Annotated in this window: 1 pseudogene; it reads left to right on the top strand. The window is 61.3% G+C overall.

The annotated features are described in order from the left end of the window. Nucleotides 1-812: pseudogene (locus tag D3227_RS40485) on the top strand (transposase); the annotation flags it as partial. Nucleotides 813-844: the final 32 nt, after the last annotated feature.

The raw sequence follows: 844 nt of genomic DNA, 5'->3' as shown, positions 1-844 counted from the left end.
CAATGACAGCGTGTTCCTGAATGAGACTGTGCGCGATTACTGCCGGGACGGTGGCATCGAGTTCACCCGCTGCCGGCCTTACCGCAAGAATGACCAGGCATTTGTCGAGCAGAAGAACGGCGCCGTTGTTCGCCGCATTGTCGGCTATCGCCGGCTGGAGGGACTTGAAGCCGCCGCAGCGCTCGCGCAGCTCTATTCGACGGTGCGGCTGTTCGTGAACTTCTTCCAGCCGTCGTTCAAGCTGGCTGAAGGAACGTGACGGTGCCCGGGTGCGCAAGCGGTATTATCCTCCGGCAACTCCCTGCCAGCGGCTGCTGGAAGACCGGCGGACGCCGGAATCCGTTCGAATGGAGCTGTTGCAAATATATGCGCGGCTGGATCCCGTCAGGCTGCTGAGGGACATGAGATTCGCACAACAGCGTCTTGTCGCCATCGCCGATCAATCCCCCACACCGGCGCCCGTGGTGACCGAGCCCGCGCTCGATCGGTTCCTCTCAGGGTTGCGAACTGCCTGGAAAGAGGGCGAAATCCGCCCCACCGCGGAGCTGAAACCAAAGCAAAAGCGAGAACGGCGGCGACCTGATCCTTTTGCAGGAGTCACCGACCGATTGCGTGCTTGGTTTGACGAAGAACCGTGGCGGACGAGCCGGGAACTGCTCGAGCGTCCGCAGGCGGAGTACCCAGAGAAGTACCCAGATCTCCTTTTGCGCACACTGCAACGCCGGGTGAAGATATGGCGCAAGGAAAAGGCTCACGCGATGGTGTTTGATGCGTCGCCGTCGGTCGCGACCGTCAAGACAATGGCCAACTGAACGGCCGCAGCCGTGGGGAACATCTTGGTGAG

Source organism: Mesorhizobium waimense (assembly GCF_003601975.1).
Lineage (GTDB): Bacteria > Pseudomonadota > Alphaproteobacteria > Rhizobiales > Rhizobiaceae > Mesorhizobium > Mesorhizobium waimense.
The sequence above is the reverse complement of the archived record's forward strand: the minus strand, read 5'-3'. Positions and strand labels throughout refer to the sequence as shown.